This window comes from Sanguibacter gelidistatuariae, from assembly GCF_900096585.1.
GTDB lineage: Bacteria > Actinomycetota > Actinomycetes > Actinomycetales > Cellulomonadaceae > Sanguibacter > Sanguibacter gelidistatuariae.
This window is the reverse complement of record NZ_FMYH01000006.1, coordinates 267,911-285,997: the sequence shown is the minus strand read 5'-3', so window position 1 is coordinate 285,997 and position 18,087 is coordinate 267,911. Positions and strand designations below refer to the sequence as shown.

The 18,087-nt window shown below is 70.7% G+C and carries 19 protein-coding genes; 9 read left to right on the top strand and 10 right to left on the bottom strand.

Features of this window, described 5'->3' with window-relative positions; all coding sequences use genetic code 11:
- Nucleotides 1-108: 108 nt before the first annotated feature.
- Both BLQ50_RS14335 and BLQ50_RS14330 read right to left on the bottom strand, forming a co-directional pair.
- Nucleotides 109-921: an ABC transporter permease gene (locus BLQ50_RS14335; RefSeq protein WP_093184943.1), complete on the bottom strand. Its 813-nt coding sequence runs from the start codon at nt 919-921 to the stop codon at nt 109-111.
- On the bottom strand, nt 918-1,838 hold the full coding sequence (locus tag BLQ50_RS14330; RefSeq protein WP_093184941.1) for an ABC transporter ATP-binding protein: 921 nt from the start codon (nt 1,836-1,838) through the stop codon (nt 918-920). The genes BLQ50_RS14335 and BLQ50_RS14330 overlap by 4 nt, the downstream gene beginning before the upstream one ends.
- 203 nt (nt 1,839-2,041) lie before the next feature.
- Here BLQ50_RS14330 and BLQ50_RS14325 point away from each other — a divergent pair, with 203 nt between their 5' ends.
- The 8 genes from BLQ50_RS14325 to BLQ50_RS14290 all read left to right on the top strand — a co-directional run bounded on the left by BLQ50_RS14325 (nt 2,042) and on the right by BLQ50_RS14290 (nt 9,073).
- On the top strand, nt 2,042-2,758 hold the full coding sequence (locus BLQ50_RS14325) for a helix-turn-helix transcriptional regulator (protein WP_093184938.1): 717 nt from the start codon (nt 2,042-2,044) through the stop codon (nt 2,756-2,758).
- A 93-nt stretch (nt 2,759-2,851) separates the two neighbouring features.
- Nucleotides 2,852-4,300, top strand: a complete 1,449-nt coding sequence (sufB, locus tag BLQ50_RS14320; RefSeq protein ID WP_093184936.1) for a Fe-S cluster assembly protein SufB — start codon at nt 2,852-2,854, stop codon at nt 4,298-4,300.
- Nucleotides 4,300-5,556, top strand: coding sequence for a Fe-S cluster assembly protein SufD (gene sufD, locus BLQ50_RS14315; protein WP_093184933.1), 1,257 nt, complete (start codon nt 4,300-4,302; stop codon nt 5,554-5,556). Before sufB ends, sufD begins: the two co-directional genes overlap by 1 nt.
- Nucleotides 5,553-5,894: a non-heme iron oxygenase ferredoxin subunit gene (locus tag BLQ50_RS14310; RefSeq protein WP_093184930.1), complete on the top strand. Its 342-nt coding sequence runs from the start codon at nt 5,553-5,555 to the stop codon at nt 5,892-5,894. Before sufD ends, BLQ50_RS14310 begins: the two co-directional genes overlap by 4 nt.
- Before the next feature lie 11 nt (nt 5,895-5,905).
- On the top strand, nt 5,906-6,667 hold the full coding sequence (gene sufC / locus BLQ50_RS14305; RefSeq protein ID WP_093184928.1) for a Fe-S cluster assembly ATPase SufC: 762 nt from the start codon (nt 5,906-5,908) through the stop codon (nt 6,665-6,667).
- Between the two features lie 93 nt (nt 6,668-6,760).
- Nucleotides 6,761-8,077, top strand: a complete 1,317-nt coding sequence (locus BLQ50_RS14300) for a SufS family cysteine desulfurase (RefSeq protein WP_093184925.1) — start codon at nt 6,761-6,763, stop codon at nt 8,075-8,077.
- 10 nt (nt 8,078-8,087) lie between these two features.
- On the top strand, nt 8,088-8,597 hold the full coding sequence (sufU, locus tag BLQ50_RS14295) for a Fe-S cluster assembly sulfur transfer protein SufU (RefSeq protein WP_245701240.1): 510 nt from the start codon (nt 8,088-8,090) through the stop codon (nt 8,595-8,597).
- Nucleotides 8,598-8,680: 83 nt separating this feature from the next.
- Entirely contained in the window at nt 8,681-9,073 is a 393-nt protein-coding gene (locus tag BLQ50_RS14290) for a metal-sulfur cluster assembly factor (protein ID WP_093184922.1), read from the top strand.
- A gap of 143 nt (nt 9,074-9,216) precedes the next feature.
- On the opposite strand, the gene BLQ50_RS14285 is transcribed toward BLQ50_RS14290, so the two are convergent.
- The 8 genes from BLQ50_RS14285 to BLQ50_RS14250 all read right to left on the bottom strand — a co-directional run bounded on the left by BLQ50_RS14285 (nt 9,217) and on the right by BLQ50_RS14250 (nt 16,241).
- Nucleotides 9,217-9,507, bottom strand: coding sequence for a hypothetical protein (locus BLQ50_RS14285; RefSeq protein WP_093184919.1), 291 nt, complete (start codon nt 9,505-9,507; stop codon nt 9,217-9,219).
- A gap of 39 nt (nt 9,508-9,546) precedes the next feature.
- Entirely contained in the window at nt 9,547-11,628 is a 2,082-nt protein-coding gene (gene feoB, locus BLQ50_RS14280; protein WP_093184915.1) for a ferrous iron transport protein B, read from the bottom strand.
- The gene (locus tag BLQ50_RS14275; RefSeq protein ID WP_093184912.1) at nt 11,625-11,882 is read right to left on the bottom strand and encodes a FeoA family protein; all 258 of its coding nucleotides are present in this window, start codon (nt 11,880-11,882) and stop codon (nt 11,625-11,627) included. Before BLQ50_RS14275 ends, feoB begins: the two co-directional genes overlap by 4 nt.
- Before the next feature lie 125 nt (nt 11,883-12,007).
- Nucleotides 12,008-12,883, bottom strand: a complete 876-nt coding sequence (ypfJ, locus tag BLQ50_RS14270; RefSeq protein WP_093184909.1) for a KPN_02809 family neutral zinc metallopeptidase — start codon at nt 12,881-12,883, stop codon at nt 12,008-12,010.
- A 53-nt stretch (nt 12,884-12,936) separates the two neighbouring features.
- Nucleotides 12,937-14,019, bottom strand: a complete 1,083-nt coding sequence (locus tag BLQ50_RS14265) for an ATP-binding protein (RefSeq protein WP_093184906.1) — start codon at nt 14,017-14,019, stop codon at nt 12,937-12,939.
- A gap of 89 nt (nt 14,020-14,108) precedes the next feature.
- Entirely contained in the window at nt 14,109-14,813 is a 705-nt protein-coding gene (locus BLQ50_RS14260) for an energy-coupling factor transporter transmembrane component T family protein (protein WP_093184904.1), read from the bottom strand.
- Nucleotides 14,810-15,595 (bottom strand): energy-coupling factor ABC transporter ATP-binding protein, encoded by a 786-nt coding sequence (locus BLQ50_RS14255; RefSeq protein ID WP_093184900.1) that lies wholly within the window; start codon nt 15,593-15,595, stop codon nt 14,810-14,812. Before BLQ50_RS14255 ends, BLQ50_RS14260 begins: the two co-directional genes overlap by 4 nt.
- A gap of 28 nt (nt 15,596-15,623) precedes the next feature.
- Nucleotides 15,624-16,241, bottom strand: a complete 618-nt coding sequence (locus tag BLQ50_RS14250) for a biotin transporter BioY (protein WP_093185057.1) — start codon at nt 16,239-16,241, stop codon at nt 15,624-15,626.
- Nucleotides 16,242-16,472: 231 nt separating this feature from the next.
- On the opposite strand from BLQ50_RS14250, the gene BLQ50_RS14245 reads away from it, so the two are divergent.
- On the top strand, nt 16,473-18,071 hold the full coding sequence (locus tag BLQ50_RS14245) for an ABC-F family ATP-binding cassette domain-containing protein (RefSeq protein WP_093184897.1): 1,599 nt from the start codon (nt 16,473-16,475) through the stop codon (nt 18,069-18,071).
- Nucleotides 18,072-18,087: the final 16 nt, after the last annotated feature.

The following is an 18,087-nucleotide window of genomic DNA, read 5'->3' as shown; positions in this document are numbered from 1 at the left end:
CCCGCGAGATGTGAGATGTGTCCGCCGGAGCGGGCGCCGAGGTGAGCATAGAGGCGGGCGCCGAGGTGAGTGCAGAGGCGAGTGCCGAGGTGGCCGTCGTCGGGCCGGTCAGTGCCACTTGAAGAGCTTGCCGGCTCCCCAGCCCAGCCCCGCCGTCCAGGCCAGCAGGACCACCAACGAGAAGGCCGGGATGGTCGCGCCGAAGAACGCGCCGCGCAAGGCCTCTCCGAGCGCTCCCGAGGGCAGCAGCAGGGCCACGTGACGCAGGGCGTCGGGCAGCTGGTCGGCGGGGACCAGGACCGCCCCGCCGACAGTGAGCAGCACGAGCACGATGTTCGCGACGGCGAGGACACCCTCGGCGCGCAGCGTGCCGGCGAGCAGCATGGCCAGCGAGGTGAATGCGGCCGTGCCGAGCAGCACAGCCAGCAGGGCCAGCGGAATCCCCACCGGATCCGGTCGCCACCCGAGCACGAGCGCGACGGCCGAGATCACGACGACCTGGACGGCCTCGACGGTGAGCACCCCGATGATCTTCGAGGAGAGCAGGCCGCCGCGGCCCAGCGGGGTCGTGGCCATGAGCCGGAGCACCCCGTTGCGCCGGTCGAAGGCGGTCGCGATGGCCTGGGACGTGAACGCGGCGCTCATCACGGCGAGGGCGATCACGCCGGGCGTGACGAAGTCGATCCGGGACCGCCCGGCCGTGTCGAGGTCGATGATGGACGTCTGGGACAGGCCCACGAGCGCCATCACCGGGAGCAGGATCGTGACCATGAGCTGCTCGCCGTTGCGCAGGATCATCTTCGCCTCGAAGGCGGACTGGGCGACGATCCGGCGCCGGGGCGAGGCCGCACCGGCCGTGCTGGGCGCCGGGACGGGACGCAGCGTGCCGGGGACGTTGCTTGAGGCGGTGGGCGAGGTCATCGCAGGCTCCGTCCGGTGAGGTCGAGGAAGACGTCCTCGAGGTTGCGCCGGCCAGTGGTGAGCCGGGAGAGCAGGATGTTGCGGTCCGCGCACCACCGGGTGAGCGTGGCCAGCGTCCCGGGCGCGACGGTCACGGTGACCGTGTAGCACCCGGGGTCGGCCTCCTGCACGCCCGCGCCGAGCGCCGCGGCCAGGGACAACGTCTCCAGGCCCGGGGAGGCCCAGAAGGTCAGCGAGCCCCGGCCGCCCGCGGCGACCAGCTCGGCCGGTGAGCCCTGCGCGATGACCTGACCGTGGTCGACGACGATCACCTGGTCGGCGAGGTCTTCTGCCTCGTCCATGAGGTGGGTCGTGAGGACCACGGACACACCCTGGGCGCGCAGTGCCCGGATGAGCTCCCACACCGCGAGCCGGCTCTGCGGGTCCATGCCCGCGCTCGGCTCGTCGAGGAACACGAGCTCGGGCCGGCCGACCAGTGCGGCCGCGAGGGCCAGGCGTTGGCGTTGGCCGCCGGAGAGGCGCCGGACCGTGGTCCGGGCGAAGCTGGCCAGGCCGAGACGTTCGACGAGGTCGCCCACGTCCCAGGGGTCGGCGTACATCGAGGACACGTGGGTGAGCATCTCGAGCGCCCGCACCGAGGTGGGCAGCCCGCCGTCCTGCAGCATGACCCCCACCCGGGCTCGCAGCTCGGCGCCCTGGGTGAGCGGGTCGAGGCCGAGCACCCGGACCGTGCCGCCGTCGGGCACACGCAGTCCCTCGCAGCACTCGATCGTGGTGGTCTTGCCGGCGCCGTTGGGGCCGAGCACCGCAGTGACCTGCCCGCGCTGGGCCACGAGGTCGAGGCTTCGGACGATCTCGCGACCGTCGTACCTCTTGATGAGGCCCGAGATCTCCACTGCGGGGGTGTTGGAAGGCACGATCGATGAGTCTAGTGCGCATCCGAGCGGGGGATCGAAGCCGCCCCGGACGGCCGACGTGTCCTATGTCACCGCCTGTCGTCGCCCGGATTGCCGCGGTAACAGGCCGAAGTGAGGGTTTCCTTCCTTGCGGGAATGTATTTAGACCATAAGGATGTTGCCTAATGTGTGATCGGTCCGCGAGTCGACGGGAGGTGCTGGGCATGAGCATGACTTCACCTGTGCCCGACCGCCCCGACCGCTTCGACCCGGCTGACCCCGAGTCCACGACCCGCGCACGGGTGCTGGCGCTCATCACGACCGACGGTCCGGTCACCGCGGTGCTGCTGGCCGCGAGGCTCCACCTCACGGCGGCCGGGATCCGGCGCCACATCGGCTGTCTTGAGGAGTCCGGTCTCGTGGCCGTGCACGACGGCCGCCCCACCGGAGCCCGCGGCCGCCCGGCGCGCGCCTACGTCGCGACGGACCGGGCGCACGCGGAAGGCACGGGGGAGTACCCCGACATCGCGACCCAGGCGCTGCACTTCCTGGCCAGCGTGGCCGGGGACGAGGCGATCGAAGACTTCGCCCAGCGCCGGATGGAAGACCTCGAGAAGCGGTACGCCCCCAAGATCACCGCCCCCGACGTCGAGGGCCGCGTGCAACAGCTCGCCGACGCCCTCTCCGCGGACGGTTTTGCCGCGAGCGTGCGCCCTGTGCCGGGGGCCGTGACCGTCCAGCTGTGCCAGGGGCACTGCCCCGTCCAGCACGTCGCCGCGCAGTTCCCCGCGCTGTGCGACGCCGAGGCTCAGGCCTTCTCCAGACTTCTTGGCTCGCACACCCAACGACTTGTGACGCTCGCGAACGGGGGGCACGTCTGCACGACCAACGTCCCCGTCGCGTCGTCGCCGCCCCCTCGATCACCTCGACCGGCGGGCTGACATCCTGTCCGACTCACCAGCAGAACAAGCCGCACCCGCTTCAGACGTATGCCCAGCAGTGCCCGTGAACAAACGGTCCGTGGAAGGAACACAATGAGCGCCCAGACGCAAGAGACGGCCAACGTGCCGGAGAAGCAGAGCGACGAGGAGATCATCGACTCGATCGGCTCGTACAGCTACGGCTGGCACGACAGCGACGTCGCCGGCAGGCTCGCGCGGCGCGGCGTGGACGAGTCCGTCGTCCGCAACATCTCCGAGCTCAAGAACGAGCCCGAGTGGATGCTCAAGCTGCGCCTGAAGTCCCTGAAGCTCTTCGACAAGAAGCCCATGCCGAACTGGGGCGCCGACCTCTCGGGCATCGACTTCGACAACATCAAGTACTTCGTCCGCTCGACCGAGAAGCAGGCGACGAGCTGGGACGAGCTCCCCGACGACATCAAGCAGACCTACGACCGCCTGGGCATCCCCGAGGCGGAGAAGCAGCGTCTGGTCGCAGGCGTGGCCGCTCAGTACGAGTCCGAGGTCGTCTACCACCAGATCCGTGAGGACCTGGAGGAGCAGGGCGTCATCTTCGTCGACACCGACACCGGCCTGCGCGAGTACCCGGAGATCTTCGAGCAGTACTTTGGCTCGGTCATCCCCGCGGGCGACAACAAGTTCGCCGCGCTGAACACGGCCGTGTGGTCGGGCGGCTCCTTCGTCTACGTCCCCCCGGGTGTGCACGTGGACATCCCGCTCCAGGCGTACTTCCGGATCAACACCGAGAACATGGGCCAGTTCGAGCGCACGCTGATCATCGCGGACGAGGGCTCCTACGTGCACTATGTCGAGGGCTGCACCGCGCCGATCTACTCCTCCGACTCGCTGCACTCCGCGGTCGTGGAGATCATCGTCAAGAAGAACGCCCGCGTCCGGTACACGACCATCCAGAACTGGTCGAACAACGTGTACAACCTCGTCACCAAGCGCGCCACGGCCGCTGAGGGCGCGACGATGGAGTGGGTCGACGGCAACATCGGCTCCAAGGTCACCATGAAGTACCCGGCGATCTACCTCATGGGCGAGCACGCCCGTGGTGAGACACTGTCCATCGCCTTCGCGGGCGAGGGCCAGCACCAGGACGCGGGCGCCAAGATGGTGCACGCGGCCCCGCACACGTCGTCGTCCATCGTGAGCAAGTCTGTGGCCCGTGGCGGTGGACGCACGTCCTACCGCGGGCTGGTGCAGGTGCTCGAGGGCGCCGAGCACTCCGCCTCGACCGTGCTGTGCGACGCGCTGCTCGTCGACCAGATCTCCCGCTCGGACACCTACCCCTATGTCGACGTCCGCGAGGACGACGTGTCGATGGGTCACGAGGCCACCGTCTCGCGGGTCAGCGAAGAGCAGCTGTTCTACCTCATGTCCCGAGGAATGGCTGAGACCGAGGCCATGGCCATGATCGTGCGCGGGTTCGTCGAGCCCATCGCGCGCGAGCTGCCCATGGAGTACGCCCTCGAGCTCAACCGCCTCATCGAACTGCAGATGGAAGGGTCCGTCGGCTGATGACCAGCACACAGACAGAGTCCACCACGTCCGACGTCGCCCCCACCGGCCTGAGCACGGACCACTCCCGTGCCGCGGCCGATGGCGCGCACACCCACGGAACCGGCGGCACCCCGCAGGGGTCGCGCGCCGAGCGCGTGACCTCCTTCGACCTGGATGTCATCACCGTCCCCTCCGGGCGCGAAGAAGAATGGCGTTTCTCGCCGGTCGCGAAGCTCGCGCCGTTGTTCGCCGCAGACCTCGCCTCCTCCGGGGTGCGCACGACCGTGGTCGAGTCCCCCGAGGTCACGGTCGAGATCGTCGGCCGCGACGACGAGCGCCTCGGCAAGGCCGGCGTTCCCGGGGACCGCACCGCGGTCACCGCCTGGAACTCCATCAAGGAAGCCACGGTCGTGACCGTGCCGGCCCAGGCCATCGCCTCGGCCGTCACGTCGATCCGCGTCGAGGGCATCAACAACACTCCGACCGCGAACCACCTGCTCATCCACGCCGGTGCGTTGAGCGAGTCCGTGATCCTGCTGGACCACATCGGATCGGCGACCCTGACCGAGACCGTCGAGATCGTCGTCGACGACGGCGCCCACCTGACCGTCGTCAGCGTCCAGGACTGGGCGACCGGGGCCGTGCACGCCAGCTCGCACCGCATCCGCCTGGGCCGCGACGCCAAGGTCAAGCACGTCGTCGTCACCCTCGGAGGTGACGTCGTCCGCCTGACCCCCGACGCCGAGTTCACCGGCGAGGGCGGCGAGGTCGAGATGATCGGCCTGTACTTCGCCGACGCCGGCCAGCACCAGGAGCACCGCCTCTTCGTCGACCACGCCGTGCCCAGGTGCAAGTCCCGCGTGACTTACAAGGGCGCGCTGCAGGGCGAGGCCGCACACACCGTGTGGGTCGGTGACGTCCTCATCCGCAAGGAAGCCGAAGGCACCGACACGTACGAGCTGAACCGCAACCTCGTGCTCTCCGACGGCGCCCGCGCCGACTCCGTCCCCAACCTCGAGATCGAGACCGGGCTCATCGAAGGGGCCGGGCACGCGAGCGCAACCGGCCGATTCGACGACGAGCAGCTCTTCTACCTGCAGGCACGCGGGATCCCCGAGGGGGAGGCGCGTCGTCTGGTTGTCCGGGGCTTCTTCGCCGAGCTCATCCACTCGATCGGCGTGGAGTCGATCGAGGCTCGTCTGCTCGCCTCGATCGAGGTCGAGCTGTCCAAGTCGATGTCCGTGATCGAAGGCACCGCACCGGTGACCGCATGAGCGCACAGCTCGCCTGCCTGACCGGCGACGTCCCCGCGGAATCGGCACTGCGTGTCGAGCTCGAGGGTGCGCGCGGGACCGTCGAGGTCGCGGTGGTCCGCGACTCCGACGGTGAGCTGCACGCGATCTCGGACATCTGCTCCCACGGAGCGGTGTCGTTGTCCGAGGGCGAGGTGGAGGGGTGCTTCATCGAGTGCTGGCTCCACGGTTCGACGTTCGACCTCCGCACGGGCCAGCCGACTTCGTTGCCGGCCACCCGCCCCGTGCCCGTCTATCCCCTGAGCGTCGACGGCGAGCGTGTGCTCGTCGACGTCGATGCCCCCCTGACCTTTTCCTAGGAGACCTGATCATGTCCAGTCTTGAAATCCACGACCTGCACGTCAGCGTCGAGACCAAAGAAGGCCCCAAGCAGATCCTGCGCGGCGTCGACCTCACGATCAACAGCGGCCAGACGCACGCGATCATGGGCCCCAACGGCTCCGGCAAGTCGACCCTCGCGTACTCCCTGGCCGGTCACCCCAAGTACACCGTGACCTCGGGGACCGTCACGCTCGACGGCGAGGACGTGCTCGCCATGACCGTCGACGCACGGGCTCGCGCGGGCCTCTTCCTGGCCATGCAGTACCCCGTCGAGGTTCCCGGCGTCTCCGTGACGAACTTCCTGCGGACCGCCAAGACCGCGATCGACGGCCAGGCCCCGGCGCTGCGCACGTGGGTCAAGGACGTCAAGGGCGCGATGGAAGCCCTGCGCATGGACACCTCCTTCGCTGACCGCTCGGTCAACGAGGGCTTCTCCGGTGGTGAGAAGAAGCGTCACGAGATCCTCCAGCTCGAGCTGCTCAAGCCGAAGTTCGCGATCCTCGACGAGACCGACTCCGGACTCGACGTCGACGCGCTGCGGGTCGTCTCCGAGGGCGTCAACCGCGTCAAGGAGAACACCGACGCCGGTGTCCTGCTGATCACGCACTACACGCGGATCCTGCGCTACATCAAGCCGGACTTCGTCCACGTGTTCGTCGACGGCCGGATCGCCGAAGAGGGCGGCTCCGAGCTCGCCGACCGTCTCGAGGCCGAGGGCTACGACCGCTTCCTCACCTCCGCGACGGCCTGATCCACGCCGACCCGATCCGCCCGGGTTCGATCCCTGCAGCGTGACCCACGGTGGTGGGCCCCACGGGCCCACCACCACCAGAATCGAGGATCCATGACAGCCATCGACCAGGCCCCGGTCTCCGGCGTGACCAGGCTCAGCGCAACCGAGCTCGCCGCGATCCGCGCCGACTTCCCGCTGCTGACCCGCACGCTGCGCGGCGGGCGACCGCTCGTCTACCTCGATTCGGGAGCCACCTCCCAGAAGCCCGACCCGGTGCTCGACGCCGAGCAGGACTTCTACCTCCAGCGCAACGCCGCGGTCCATCGGGGGGCGCACCAGCTCGCCGAGGAGGCCACCGAGGCCTTCGAGAACGCCCGGGCATCCGTGGCCGCCTTCGTCGGCGCGGACGCCGACGAGATCGTGTGGACGACCAACGCGACCGCCGCGATCAACCTCGTCGCCTACGCGATCTCCAACGCGACTGCGGGTCGTGGGGGAGCGGCAGCTCGCCGCTTCGCGCTCGCCCCCGGTGACGAGATCGTCGTCACCGGGGCCGAGCACCACGCGAACCTTGTGCCGTGGCAGGAGCTTGCCGCCCGCACCGGGGCGGTCCTGCGCTGGCTCGAGGTCGACGACTCGGGGCGGATCCGCACCGACGCCGACCACGTCGCCTCGGTGATCACCGACCGCACCCGGGTCGTGGCCTTCACCCACGCCTCCAACGTGACCGGCGCGGTGACTCCGGTCGCCGGCCTCGTCGCCGCGGCGCACGCCGTCGGCGCGCTCGTCGTGCTCGACGCCTGCCAGAGCGTGCCCCACCTGCCGATGAACCTGCACGAGCTGGGCGTCGACTTCGCGGCATTCTCCGGGCACAAGATGCTTGGCCCCACCGGCGTCGGCGCGCTCTACGGGCGGCGTGAGCTGCTCGAGGCGATGCCGCCGGTGACGACGGGCGGGTCGATGGTCGAGGTCGTCACGATGACCGAGGCCACCTACGCCCCGCCGCCCCAGCGTTTTGAGGCCGGCACCCAGATGGTCGCCCAGGCGATCGGCATGGGCGCGGCCGCCCAGTACCTGGGTGACCTGGGCATGGCCGCGGTCGCTCAGCACGAGCACGACATCACGGTCGAGCTGCTCAAGATCGCCGACATCCCTGGCGTGCGGATCATCGGCCCGACGGACGCGACCGACCGCCTGGCGGTTGTGTCCTTCGTCGTGGACGGCGTGCACTCCCACGACGTCGGCCAGGTGCTCGACGACGCGGGCATCGCCGTGCGGGTGGGGCACCACTGCGCGCAGCCGCTGCACCGCCGATTCGGAGTCGCGGCCACGGCCCGCGCGTCCGCGTCCGTCTACACGACCGTCGACGAGGTCACGGCCTTCCGGGAATCGTTGGGCACCGTCCGAGCGTTCTTCGGTCTGACATGAGGAGGACATCGTGAGCAACTCGATGGAAGCGCTGTACCAGCAGGTCATCCTGGACCACTCGAAGAGACCCCACGGGCGGGGCCTGGTCGAGGCCACAGGACCGCTCGCCGGGGAGTCCCACCAGGTCAACCCGACCTGCGGCGACGAGGTGACCATGCGCGTGCAGTTCGCCCAAGACGCCGCGGGCCGCAAGGTCATCGAGCGGGTCAGCTGGGACGGTGAGGGATGCTCCATCTCCCAGGCGTCACTGTCTGTCCTGACCGACCTGGTCACCGGGCAGGACATCGACCAGGGCGAACACCTCGGCGAGGCGTTCCGCAAGCTCATGCAGTCCCGCGGCAAGGGCCTGGACGAGGACCTCGAGGACGAGCTGGGGGACGCGACCGCGTTCACCGGGGTGTCCCAGTTCCCGGCCCGGATCAAGTGCGCGCTGCTCGGCTGGGCCGCGCTGCGGGACACGTTCGCGACGTCGGGCGTGCTCGACGACGTCGTGGTGACTACCCATCACGACCACGGCTGAGACCCGTCCGCGTACCCGCGGCGACCACATGACCTATGCAGCACCAGAATTCACGCCCGGCAACCACGAGGAGAGAGACCGTCATGAGCAGTGACACTACGCACGAGAGTGCCCCACCCCCCGCGTCAGCGGAGGCCCTGGTCGTGACGCTCGCCCCCGCGGGCGGACCGTCCAACGTCGCCGACGTCGAAGAGGCCCTGCACGACGTGATCGACCCGGAGCTGGGCATCAACGTCGTCGACCTCGGCCTCATCTACGGCGTCGTGCTCGACCAGAACAACCATGCCGTGATCGACATGACGCTCACCTCGGCGGCCTGCCCGCTGACCGACGTCATCGAGGACCAGACCGGCCAGGCGCTCGAGGGCATCGTCGACGGATTCCGGATCAACTGGATCTGGATGCCGCCGTGGGGCCCGGAGAAGATCACCCAGGACGGCAAGGACCAGCTGCGGGCGCTCGGCTTCAACGTCTGAGTCCCGCGGGACCCGTTTCACCAGCAGGACCCGGCACCACGGTGCCGGGTCCTGCTGCGTCTGAGGGACTCCCAGAGTTCCCTCCCGCTGAGTGCGGTCGAATGGCTGCCCGATGTCCGGTTTGGGCAGCCATTCGAGCGCACTCAGCGAGGGGGTGGGGTGGCGATGGGGCGGGTGGCGAAGGGGCAGCCGTGGCAGGACAGGGCCATCCGCCACAGCGGGCGTGGTGCGCAGCCGGGGCACGGCTGGCCGGCCGGCGTCGCGCCGGGGCCGGCCAGCGCCGTGGTCCGGGCCGGGCGGACGGCTCGGCCGGCGTCGACCCAGTGGTCGATCGCGGCGGCGGCCAGATCATCGGAGATCTGCAGTCGGCGAGCGACGGTCGCGACATCCGCCCCGGCCTCGAGCTCGCGCAGGACGTCGGAGAGCACGCTCACGACGGCACGCTCATGACAGCTGCCTCACAGCAGTCTCGCTCACAGCAGGGTCCCGACCTGGAAGACGGCGACCGCGAGCACCCAGGCGACCGCGACCTGGGCCAGGACCGCCAGGGCCGTGGTCCGCCGTCCCAGCATCCGCGCCTGCTCGGCGACGGTCGCCAGGCACGGCGTGTACGCGAGGATGAACACCATGAAGGCCGCCGCTGCCGCCTGGCCGTGCCCGCCGGAGGACCGGTCGAAGGTGGCTAGCAGGTTCTCACCGAGCGCGCTCGACGTGGCCTCTGGGTCCGGCTCAGCGACGGCGTAGGACTGCGCGAGCCCGCCGATCACCACTTCCTTGGCGACGAACCCGGTCATCAGCGCGGACGTCGCGTGCCAGTCACCGAACCCCGCCGGGGCGAATGCCGGCGCGAGGGCCTGCGCCGTCGCGCCGTAGACGCTGTCCTGGACCGGGACGTCGCCGAGGGGGTGGTCGCCGTGGACCGGGATGGCCAGCAGCGCCCACACCACGACGAGGGTGGCCACGATGATCGTGCCGGCCCCGGTGACAAAGCCCCAGGTGCGCACCCAGGCCGCGCCGAGCAGGGAGCGCAGCCGAGGCCGCTGATATGTCGGCAGCACGATCACCAGGGGATCGGCGTGGACGTCGCGGAACAGGGTGGCCCGCAGCACCAGGCCCGCCACGACCACGAGCGCGACGCTCGCCGCATACATGACCAGGACCACGAGCGTCGCGTGGCCGGGGAAGAACACCGTCGCGAGCAGCACAAACACCGTGAGCCGCGCCGCGCAGGAGGTGTAGGGGATCAGCAGACCGACGAGTAGGCGCTGACGGCGGTCCGGCAGCGTCTTGGTGGCCGCCAACGCCGGGACGTTGCAGCCGAAGCCCACGACGAGGGCCAGCACCGCTCGCCCGTCGAGCCCGAGCCGGCGCATGGCCCGGTCGGTGATGAGCGTCACCCGGGCGAGATATCCGCTGTCGTCGAGGACCGCGATCGCCAGGAACATCAGCCCCATGAGCGGAGCGAAGGACGCGACCGTGGCCACGCCGACGAGCAGCCCGCCGACCAGCAGGCTCTCGAGCCAACCGCCTCCCCAGCCGGCCCACCCCAGCACGGTCGAGATCGCGACCGCGACCGGGCCGCTGAACAGCGCGTCCGCCCAGGCCATGAGCGGGGCCGCGACGGCCGTCGCGACGCTGAACAGCCCCCAGAGCACTCCGAGGGCCACGAGCGACCCCCACAGCGGGTGGAGCAGGACCCGGTCGAGGCGCTCGGTGAGCGGCGTGGCGCGGACGGGTCGTGTGCCGGCTGGGGCATCGTTCGCCCGACCACGGCGAGCTGGTGTCCTGCTCGCCGGTCGCCCGCCGCCCGCCGTAGCGGACTCGACGCCGGACTCGACGCCGGACTCGGCGTCGAGTATGGCGGTCGCCTCGATGACCGCGTGGACCCAGTCGAAGATGGCGTCGGCGCTCGTGGTCAGCGCCTCCGGCGACCAGTCGGCCTCCGCCCCCGCTGGTCCGACCAGGGTCCGGGGCCGGGTGAGGACCAGGCCGACGGCGCGGTGCAGCGCGGGCACGCCGGACCCAGTGCGGGGATTGAGCTCGACGACGGGGACCTGGAGAACGGCCTCGAGCGCGGCGGGATCGATCCCCGCGCCGCGGCTGCGGGCGACGTCGGCCAGGGTCAGCGCGACGACGACGGGCAGCCCGGTCCGGGCCACGTGCGCGGCGAGGTAGAGCGAGCGGGCGGGCTCGTGCGCGTCGACCAGGAGCACGATCGCGTCCGGGGGACGGCGATGGGTACCGGCCACGGCGTCGCGGGTCACCTGCTCGTCGGGGGACCGGGGAACGAGCGAGTACGTCCCGGGCAGGTCGAGCAGCTGCACCCGGGGCGAGCCCGCTCCGCGCACCTGCCAGCTGCCGGCCGCGAGATCGACCGTGGTCCCGGGCGCGTTGCGCACCGTCGCCCGGACGCCGGTGAGCGCGGCGAACAGCGTGGACTTGCCGACGTTCGGAGTTCCCACGAGCGCCAGGACCGCCTGCCCGACGCCGCCCGCACCGCCCGCTCCCGGGTCCGTCCCGGGTGTCGGGCCGGCCGGGCAGTGGGGGCAGCTCATGCGGATACCTCGGCGCACAGCCTCGGGCTGGGGCGGCCGGCGTCGGGCTCGACGTCGAGCGCGGCGCAGCTCACGTGATCGAGGGCGATCCGCGTCGGGCCGAGGGCGAGGACCCGCCCTCCGAAGCCGGCTCGCTGGGTGACCTCGAGCGCGCAGCCGACCCGCAGGCCGAGCTCACGCATCCGCAGCGGGTCACCCACGCCGACCGCGGTCAGGCGCAGCGGGACTCCGAATGGTGCCTCGGTCAGTCGCATGCTCCGACACTAGGACAAAGGTTAGGCATACCTCATAGGACGGAGGTCCTGAGATGGCACTGTGTCAGGTGCGCGGGCGGCCGGTGTGACCGGGTGACCCGGGGTGTGCGGTGGTCAGAGCATGGTCAGAGCGTGGCGGCCGTCAACGCGTTGCACTGCTCAAAGTTCCCGCCCTGGTAGCCGATCATGAACCACCGTTGCCGCTGCTCGGCCGAACCGTGGGTCCACGCCTCCGGGTTCACCTCACCGGTCGACGCCTGCTGGATGCGATCGTCGCCGACCGCCTGGGCGGCCGAGAGGGCGTCGGCGAGATCGGTGTCGCTGATGGGTTCGAGGAAGGGCTTGCCGGTGTCCGGGTCGGGGACCACGGCCGCGTTGCCGGCCCACATCCCGGCGAGGCAGTCGGCCATGAGCTCGATCCGCACCGAGTCGGATGCTGGGCCGGTGCCCGAGCGGTCGGCCGAGCTCATCACGCCGGTGAGCTGCTCGATGTGGTGGCCGACCTCGTGCGCGACGACGTACTCCTCGGCGAGCGGGCCGCCCGAGGACCCGTACTGGTCGCGCAGCACGGTGAAGAAGTCGACGTCGACGTAGACCGTCTGGTCGGGCGGGCAGTAGAACGGCCCGGTCGCGCTCGACGCGCTGCCGCAGGCCGTCGTCGTCGACCCGGAGAACGCGACCGCACCCGGGAGCGTGTAGGCCACCCCGGTCTGTGCGGGCAGCGCGTCGGCCCAGAAGGCGTCGAGCGAGGCGACCGTCCAGCCGTACCGGCACTCGGAGTCGGAGTTGGCCTGCTCGGCGGTGCTGCAGTCGACCAGACCGGTCTCGGTCTCGGTCGAGGAGCCCCCGCCGAACAGGCCCGTGAGGTCCACCCCGAGGGCCTGGGACAGCAGGAAGATCGCCACGACTCCGATGCCGCCGCCGATCGCCACGCCGCCGGCCTTGCCGGTGCGCTTGCGGACCCGGCCGGAGTCGAAGGAACCACCTTCTTGGAACGTCATACCGGGGAGAGTACCGGGCCACGGGCACCGGCGCGCGGGCGCTGCCCGCGAGCCTAGATCGGCACGGGGACGTCGGTTCCGCCCTCGTGGGTGAGGCGGCTCCCCATCTGCACGACAGTTGCCCGGTCGACGAAGCCGCCGGCGAACAGCGCCTGTCCCTGGAGGAACCGCGGTGACCGGGCGAGCAGATCCGCCGGGGCGTAGCCGAAGTAGTCCGCGAGCTCGGCCAGGTCGTGCGGGGAGCTCATCTTCATGAGGGCCAGGTTGTCGCACTGGGACAGGGCATTCGGGTGGATCTTCGAGGGACGCTGGGTCGACAGCAGCAGCCACAGCCCGTACTTGCGCCCCTCCGCCGCGATCTGGACGATCCGCTCGGTCAGTGCCCTGTCGACCGGGGTGACCGGATCGGCCGAGCAGAGATTGTGGGCCTCGTCGATGACGATGAGCGCCGGCTGACGGGCTTCGCGGGTGCCCCACAGGTGGTCCAGGACTGCCAGCGCCGCGACCTTCGGTTCCCAGTGCGAGCGGAAGCCGCTCAGGTCGAGCACAGCCGCACGCGGCCGGGTGTCGATGATGTCCTCGGCCGACCTGCCGCCCCACGCCCACAGGTCCCAGTCCATGATCCCGAGGTTCTCCAGCCGCAGGAGCAGCTTGCGGCGTCCGGGGTCGGTGGCCGCGCGCAGATGGTCCACCAGGCCACCCTTGTCCTGGCGGAGGCTGCTGATCTCCTCATCGAGGTGCAGGAGGACGTTGTACTCCTCGGCGTCCAGCAGGGGGTCGAGCCGCAGGACCGCCGCCTTGGAGCGGAGACCGAGGTCCCTGAACCGTACGACGAGCCGCTCACCGGGAGCGTCACCCGACCGGAGAATCCGCACGTCTGCGTCCGCCAGTTGCGCCGCGACCACGGGATCGATGCCCTGGTGGACGTCGCTCATCCGGACGAAGTCGGCGTTCGGGTCGAGGATGAGCATCGGCAGACGGGTGTGCAGCAGGAGCTGCTCGAGGACGACGCCCAGCGCATAGGTCTTGCCCGAGCCGCTCTGCCCGCACCAGAAGGTGTGGCGGTTGAACCGACGGACATCGAGCTCCGCCGCGGTGCCGCCCTCAGAATCGACTGTTTGCCCGATCTGGATCATCTGGCGAGCGTAACTCCGCGCGGCTTGAACGGCAGGGCGAGAGACCGCGCGGGACGTGCGTGTGCCCATGGCCCGCGGTGAACAATCGGTCAGGGGCCGTCCACCCCGTCGTCGTCGAGCAGGCCGCGGGCGGTGAGCGCGTCGGCGGTCGTGTGCGCGCGGGCCACCGCGCGCAGCACGAAGGGGACGAGGAGCGCCCGGGGTGAGCGGTCCAGGCCCCGGGCGCGCGCGGCGTCGCGCACGTCCCAGGCGAGGTCGATGAGCGCGGGGACCGTGCGCAGCACGAGGGCGACGGTCAGGGCGAAGGTCTGCGGCCGGATCCCGACGAACCGCAGCGGGCCGGCAGACCGGGTCATGGAGTCGAGGAGCCGGTCGGTGCGGGTGGTCGCCGTGATCCCAGTGGCGAGCACGACGACGGCCAGCAGGCTCGCGGACGTGACGAGCGCGCTCTGCCAGTCGCGCGCCCACCACTGGTAGGCGCCGAAGGTGAGTGCGACGACGACGACGGGCAGCAGGGAGCGTCCGGTGGCGCGCAGCGGGACGCGGGCTACGCCCAGCACGGCGAGGGCGCCGGCGAGCGCGGCGACGGCCACGGCGGGTCGCTGGAACACGGTGAGCAGGATCGACACCACAGCAAGGACGGCCAACTTCCATCCTGGGCCCAGGCGGTGGACCCACGAGTGGCCTGGGGAGTAGAGGCCGAGCGGACCGGTCCAGCGCGGGCGGACCGCGCGGCGGCGGCGGCCGGGCGGCTGGGAACCTGTCTCGCCGACGGGCCCGGGGCCCGCGCTCACGGCTCGTCCGGAGCCTGGGCCTGGCCGGTCATGAGCTCGCGGTAGTGCGCGACGGCGCTCGCCGGGTCGCCGTCGAAGACGACGTGGGCCCGGTCGATCACGAGCACCCGGTCGGCCCGGGCGGCGGCCTCGAGGTCGTGGGTCACGTGCAGGAGCTGCTGGTCCAGGCCGGCGAGCAGGTCGTTGACGCGGGTGCGCCAGCGCAGGTCGAGCAGCGTCGTCGGCTCGTCGCACACGAGCACCGCCGGTTCGGTCGCCAGCACGCCGGCCAGGGCGAGGAGCTGCTTCTGCCCGCCGGACAGCGCATGCACGCTCACGTCGGCGAGGTGGGTGAGGGCGAAGCGGTCGAGGATCTCTCGGGCTCGGTCCGCGCGCTCGCGGCGACCGAGCCGCAGCCGGCGCAGGGACAGCGTGACGTCCTCGAGCGGGGTGGGCATGACGAGCTGGGCATCGGCGTCGGAGAAGACGAAGCCGACCTGGCGGCGGACCGCCCGCCCGTCGTCGTGGGAGTCCAGTCCGTTCACCCGCACGTATCCGCTCGTAGGCAGGACGAGGCCGTTGATCAGCCGGGCGAAGGTGGACTTGCCGGACCCGTTGGCGCCGATCACCGCGACCCGGCGCTCCGTGAGGGTCACCGTCGTAGGCTCCAGGATGGTCACCTCGCCGGATAGCGCGGTGGGCGTAACGGTGGCTGCGCCGGCGTGGGCGGCTGGGGGCGCGGTTGTGGGTGCGGCGCCGGCCGGGGCGGCCACCGCGACGTGGGCCGCCAGGAACTCGATCATGGGCGCGATCGTTCGTCGTCGGGCATGCTCAGGCGCGCCGCTGCAGCCGGGGGAACGCGCGCAGGACCGCGGTCGCGGTCACCGCGGCGGCGGTGCACTTGACGAGGTCGCCCGGGATGTAGGCGGCGTTGGCGACGAAGGCCTCGGCGGCCGTGAGGTCCAGGCGCCAGGCCATGCCCGCGATCCCCAGGGGGTAGATGACCAGCGCCGTGGCGGCGGCGCACGCGGCGAAGGTGAGCGCCACCCGGGCGGTGCGCCCGGCCCGGGCGGGGATCCGCCCGACGAGGACGCCGACGAGCGCGGCGGCGATCGGGAAGGCGACGACGTAGCCGGCCGACGGGCCGGCGAGGACGGCGAGGCCGGTGCGGCCCATGGAGAAGACGGGCACCCCCGCCATCCCGATCGCGAGGTAGAGGCCGAGGGTGAGCAGCGCGCGGCGGGGGCCGAGCACCGCGCCGGTGAGCAGGACCGCGAAGGTCTGCAGGGTGATCGGGACTGGCACGACCGCGATCGTGATCGCCGGAAGCAGGGCGCAGGCGGTGATGAGTGCCGCGAAGGTGGCGATCAGCGCGACGTCGGTCGCGGCGGAGTCACGAACGAGGTTGCGTCGGACGGCGGGGGACTGTGCGGCTGGTGCGTCTGACATTCTTCCCTCGCGGTGGTCGTAGAGCGTGACAAAAGCGTCTGTGACGCAACCGACGATCACGGGCGAGGTCGTGCCCGCAGCCGCGCGCCCTCGGGGTGCGGGCCTGCCGACGACGCCCGGCGGGCACACCGGTCAAGTAATTCGGTGCCAGGTGAAGCCTATCCACGGATAGAATTGGAGGCGTTTGTGCCCGCCCCCAAGACTTGTGGGCATCCTACGGAGGAAACCTCAGTGATCTCTGCCCACGCCGTTGAACTTCGAGTCGGCGCCCGCGTGCTCCTCGAAGAGGCTACCTTCCGCATCGCCCCAGGCGACAGAATCGGGTTGGTCGGCCGTAACGGAGCCGGCAAGACGACCCTGACCAAGGCACTGGCCGGGGAGACGCTGCCAACCAAGGGCCAGATCACCCGGACGGGTGACGTCGGGTACCTCCCGCAGGACTCGCGCACCGGCGACATGGACATGATCGCCATGGACCGGGTGCTCTCCGCACGCAGCCTCGACAAGCTCGTGCGGGCCATGCGTGACACCGAGGGTGAGATGGCGAGCGCCGACGAGGAGACCCAGGTTGCCGCGATGGAGCGCTACCCGGCCCTCGAGGAGCGTTTCACCGCGGCCGGCGGCTACGCGGCCGAGAGCGAGGCCGAGCGCATCGCCTCCAACCTCGGCCTGGACGAGCGTGTCCTGGGCCAGCAGATCGGTACGCTCTCGGGTGGTCAGCGCCGCCGGGTCGAGCTTGCCCGGATCCTGTTCTCGGGTGTGGGCACCCTGCTCCTCGACGAGCCGACCAACCACCTCGACGCGGACTCGATCATCTGGCTGCGCGAGTACCTCAAGAGCTACGCCGGTGGCTTCATCGTCATCAGCCACGACAACGAGCTCATGCGCGCGACCGTCAACAAGGTGTTCCACCTGGACGCCAACCGCGGTGAGCTTGACCAGTACAGCCTCGGCTGGGACGCGTACATGGCCCAGCGCGAGACCGATGAGCGTCGTCGTCGTCGGGAGCGCGCCAACGCCGAGAAGAAGGCGACCGTGCTGCTCGGTCAGGCCGAGAAGATGCGTGCCAAGGCATCCAAGGCCGTCGCCGCCCAGAACATGATTCGTCGCGCCGAGCGCATGATGAACTCCCTCGAGGGCGAGCGCGTCGACGACAAGGTCGCCAAGCTCCGCTTCCCGACCCCGGCGCCGTGCGGCAAGACTCCGCTCACGGCCTCGGGGCTGAGCAAGATCTACGGTTCCCAGGAGGTGTTCACCGGGGTCGACCTGGCGATCGACCGCGGGAGCCGAGTGGTCATCCTGGGTCTCAACGGCGCCGGCAAGACGACGCTGCTGCGCATCCTGGCGGGGGTCGAGCAACCCAATGCCGGTGAGGTCCACCCCGGGCACGGTCTCAAGCTGGGCTACTACGCGCAGGAGCACGAGACCCTCGACATGAAGCTCACCGTCCTGGAGAACCTGCGCCACAGCGCGCCGGACCTCACGGATGCCGAGGTGCGTTCCACGCTCGGGTCCTTCCTGTTCTCCGGCGACGACGCGAACAAGCCGAGCCACGTCCTGTCCGGTGGTGAGAAGACCCGTCTGGCGCTCGCGGCCCTCGTGGTCTCCTCGGCCAACGTGCTGCTGCTGGACGAGCCGACCAACAACCTCGACCCGGCCTCCCGCGCGGAGATCCTCGGCGCGCTGAAGAACTACGAGGGCGCGGTCGTCATGGTGACCCACGACCACGGCGCGGTCGAGGCGCTCGCCCCCGAGCGGGTGCTCCTGCTGCCCGACGGCGACGAGGACCTCTGGAACGACAGCTACGCCGAGCTCATCGAGCTCGCCTGAGCCCAACGGATGGCTC